Consider the following 4494-nt stretch of genomic DNA (forward strand, 5'->3'; position numbering starts at 1 on the left):
GATTTAAAGCTATTGCATTACGATTAGCTTCGCTGAGCACTTCGTGGTTCCCGCCTGCGCGGGAATGACGCCCAATTTTAGGGATTTGTCATCCTGAATGCAATGAAGGATCTTTCCTTTAGTAGCAACAGCAATAAAAACTGGGAGAAAGGTTCCGGTAGTTTCAATCACTAATCCAAGGTCTGTGTCCTCACAGACCTTCAGGTTTGCTYTTATCAAGTACTCAATAGGAAGAAATTATTGTTTTTCGTTCTGTGAGGACACAGACCGAGGAATAAAATTTAAGCTGAATTTTCAAGGACCTTTCTGTTATAAAATTGATACACAGATATGCTTTGGTTAACCTAATCATAACATTAAATTTATGTTTAAGAAGCCTGGTCATCCTAATATTGGGCTTTGATACAAAACATATCCCATCCTTATGTCTAACAGACGATTTTTTCTAAAAAATAGTTTGGCCGCAGCTGTTGTGGCCAGTATTTCGCCAGTTTTTTCTTCATTCGCTGAAGAACACACCGCGCCTGCCAGACTGGGCAAAGCTCCTAAATTGCGTTTTGCCATCGCATCCGATGGACATTATGGTCAGCCTGGAACGGAGTACAAATTGCACCATGAGAATATTGTGAAGTGGTTAAATGAATCGCACGATAAAAACCCACTCAATTTTGTGATCATTAACGGAGATCTTGTACACGATCGTCCGGAACTATTATCAGAAGTAAAAAAGGAATATTACGATAAACTTAAAGTTCCTTTTTATGCCATTCCGGGTAATCACGATCATGCCGATGCAAAGATCTGGAAATCGGTTTTTGGCTATGAGGATAACTTTTCTTTCGAAAAAAATGGAGTAGGTTTTGTTTTGGCCAATACTTCTGATACCAAAGGCACTTATTTATGCCCTAACAACGATTTTTTAAAGCAGGAACTCGATAAGTTTAAAAACCTGAAAACTGTTTTCGTGGTGTTGCATATTCCCCCTCATTTCTGGGTGCCCGAAAGCCCTTTTATAGAATGTCCGGATACGATTAAACTGCTGCACAGTTATGCAAATGTAAAAGCAGTATTCCATGGGCACGACCACAGTCTCGATGCCGTTTTTTATACCGATAAACTGCCGCACTTTTTCGATGCACACATCGGTGGAAACTGGGGTACGGCCTATAAAGGTTACCGCATTGTAGAGGTTGATGAAAATGATAAGATCCAGACTTATCAGGTAAATGCAAGTCAATCGCCACTATTAAATGAAACCAAATTTTAATTGATAGATCATTGCAATGAAAAAGACAATTTTGATGCTCATTTTTGCTGGTACCGTCTTAAGCTGTGCCGCACAGAAAATAAATGAAGCCAAGCCTGAAATCAAAACAGGAACTGATGCCGCTCAGCCCTTTCTGTTTTCGCTGAATACCTTAACAGCAGAAAATCCCCGTTGGAATATTCATTATTCAGGAAGTTATGGCGAAAGAACCAATGGACAGTTCGGTTATGATGGTTTAGGGCAACAGTTTGGTGTTAAGGGCTATTTAGGCAGCAGGTTTACCTTGTATGCAACAGCAGCAATCGGTTTTGCCAATTCGGGAGGTGTAACCTCTGCGCAACAAGCTGAAGTAATTAGAGATTTAGTGGGCGGTAAAGGCATAGCTGGTTTTAGGTTAGGTGCTGGTTTAGGTTTAAGCAGAGATTGGTCGAGCATTGGTTCAGCGATTAGCCGCATTACCGCTTCATTTGATCAGACAAACTGGCGAATGGCCGGTAACCTTCGTTTCGAAAAAGCTTTTGATAAAACAAGGGATAAGCTCGATTTTATAAGCAGTTTTGGTTATCAGCATCGTGTTTCTAACGTTTTATACCTTGGCTTTGAAGCCTTAGGTCAAGATTTAGAAGGCTTTTGGGAAAAGGATGAAGCAGAAGGTGGTGCAAAGGTAATGATCGGGCCATCAATCAATCTGGAACCAAACCATTCGAAACTTTCGTTCTCTCTTTCTGGTGGGCCTGTTTTTTATGCAACCCGTAGTCAGGTAATCCCATCAGAGGCCATCCGCGAAATCGGTTCCGTAGCATCTGGTAACGGTTACACCATCAGGGCGCTGGTTAATTTTAATCTTCATCGCTAGGTGTTGCTAAATCAATTTAAGAAAATGAAAAAGTCATATATATTTATATTATTCGGTTTCCTGCTCATCCAAAAAGGATTTGCACAATGGCCAGGCAAAAACGAAAGTACACAGCAGATTTTACTGCCTAATGGGTGGAAGCTGAGCCCGGCAGGGCATTCGTTACAATTGGGTGATTTGCCTTTAAATATGCAGCTCAGCGCCTCGGGTAAATATCTTGCCATTACCAACAACGGACAAAGTACCCAGTCGCTGCAATTGCTTGATGCCAAAACAGAAAAGATTATCGATGAAAAAGTGCTAAGTAAATCGTGGTACGGCATTGCTTTTAGTAAAGACGAAAAACACCTTTACGCTTCAGGCGGTAACGACAACTGGATTTTAGATTTTAATATCCAGAACAATAAACTTGGCAAAAGCGATACTATTAAACTAGGTCCCATTTGGCCAAAGGGAAAAATCAGTCCGGCGGGGATTGTTGTAAACAAAAACAACAGTAAGTTATATACGGTAACCAAAGAAGACAGCAGTTTATACATTATCAACCCCACAGAAAAGCAGATCCTGAAAAAAATCCAGCTTCCTGCAATTGCTTACAGTTGTGTTTTATCTGCAGATGAAAGTAAATTATACGTTTCGCTCTGGGGTGGAAAATCTGTTGCGGTTATCGATTTAGTTTCAGAAAGCATCTCACAACGCATTCCTGTTGGCGATCACCCAAATGAACTATTGCTTAATAAAAAAGGAAATATTTTATTCGTAGCCAATGCCAACGATAATACCGTTTCGGTAATCAATACTTCGAACAATAAGGTGATCGAAACCATTGCTACGACCCTTTATGCCACACAGTTAACAGGTTCTACCACTAATGGTTTAGCTTTAAGTACCAACGAGAAAACTTTGTACATCGCCAATGCAGATAACAACTGTTTGGCAGTTTTTGATGTGAGCAAACCTGGATTAAGTTTAAGTCAGGGTTTTATCCCGGTAGGCTGGTACCCAACGAGTGTGAAGGTTTTGGGCTCGAAAATTTTGGTTACCAATGGTAAGGGCAATACACCTATGGCCAACCCTCAAGGGCCACAACCTATTTCTAAAGTTGATAATAGTGGCTACCATATGGGAAGTACGGCCAATAGCCGGCTGCAGTATATTGCCGGTTTGTTTAAAGGAACCTTATCTTTTATTGATGCACCAAAACCTGAGCAGTTAAAAGCATATACCAAACAGGTGTATGCCAATACGCCCTTTACTGATAAGCGGACTATCATGGCCGATGGTGAAGCCGGAAATCCTATTCCGCGTAAACAGGGCGAAAAATCGCCCATTAAGCATGTTTTTTATATTATTAAAGAAAACAGGACCTACGATCAGGTGCTTGGCGATATGCCAAAAGGAAACGGCGATTCTACATTAACACTTTTTGGTAGAAAAATTACACCTAACCAGCATGCCTTTGCCGAAAACTATGTGCTGCTTGATAATTTCTATGTTGATGCAGAGGTAAGTGCCGATGGACACAACTGGAGCATGGCCGCTTATGCTACAGATGTAGTCGAGAAAACATGGCCTACCAGTTATGGTGCACGCGGCGGAAGTACCACCTTCGAAGGCGGCAGGCCGGTTACTTACCCAAAAGGTGGTTTTATTTGGGATTACTGCCAAAGGGCAGGGGTAAGCTACCGCAGTTATGGTGAGTTTGGCGATTATGGAAAAGCAAATATTAAATCGCTACAGGGCCATATGTGCACGGCTTCGCCCGGGTTTGATATGGATATTAAAGATCAGGTGCGGGTTGATGCATGGCAGCATGATTTCGATTCGTTATTGGTGGCTGGTGTTGTGCCACAATTTAATACTTTAAGAATATCTAACGACCACACCAGCGGACAAAAGAAAGGTAAATACTCGCCACAGGCAGCAGTTGCCGATAACGATTTAGCTGTGGGCCGTATTTTGGAGCATTTATCGCATAGCTCAATCTGGAAAGAATCGGTTGTTTTTATTTTGGAAGATGATGCACAGAATGGCCCCGATCATGTTGATGCGCACCGTTCGCCAGCATATGTGGTTGGCCCTTATGTTAAGCGGAATACGCCTGTTCATACGATGTATTCTACTTCCGGATTTTTAAGAACAATGGAACTTATTTTAGGTTTGCCGCCAATGAGCCAGTACGATGCTGCAGCTATGCCACTGTATGAATGTTTTACGGCTACGCCTGATTTTACACCTTATAATGTGATTCAGCCGCTTATTGATTTAGATACACGGAATGTGGCGGTGAATGAAAGCAGCAGACGTTCCGAACTGTTCAATTTTGCCAAAGAAGATTCGGCACCAGATTTAGATTTAAACGAAGTGGTAT

At 41.7% G+C, this 4494-nt stretch carries 3 protein-coding genes; all 3 read left to right on the plus strand.

Annotated elements, in window-relative coordinates:
• Positions 1 to 424 precede the first annotated feature (424 nt).
• Positions 425 to 1267, plus strand: a complete 843-nt coding sequence (locus AC1DND_RS20635; protein WP_477584502.1) for a metallophosphoesterase family protein — start codon at positions 425 to 427, stop codon at positions 1265 to 1267.
• 16 nt (positions 1268 to 1283) lie between these two features.
• Positions 1284 to 2123, plus strand: coding sequence for a hypothetical protein (locus AC1DND_RS20640; protein ID WP_477584503.1), 840 nt, complete (start codon positions 1284 to 1286; stop codon positions 2121 to 2123).
• 24 nt (positions 2124 to 2147) lie between these two features.
• On the plus strand, positions 2148 to 4494 hold a 2347-nt coding region (locus AC1DND_RS20645; protein WP_477584505.1), incomplete at its 3' end, for a bifunctional YncE family protein/alkaline phosphatase family protein.

The sequence above is a fragment of the Pedobacter sp. 01N416 genome (assembly GCF_056399685.1).

Coding starts and splice junctions, on each gene's coding strand:
- AC1DND_RS20635 (WP_477584502.1), top strand. CDS start 425: ATGTCTAACAGACGATTTTTTCTAAAAAATAGTTTGGCCGCAGCTGTT.
- AC1DND_RS20640 (WP_477584503.1), top strand. CDS start 1,284: ATGAAAAAGACAATTTTGATGCTCATTTTTGCTGGTACCGTCTTAAGC.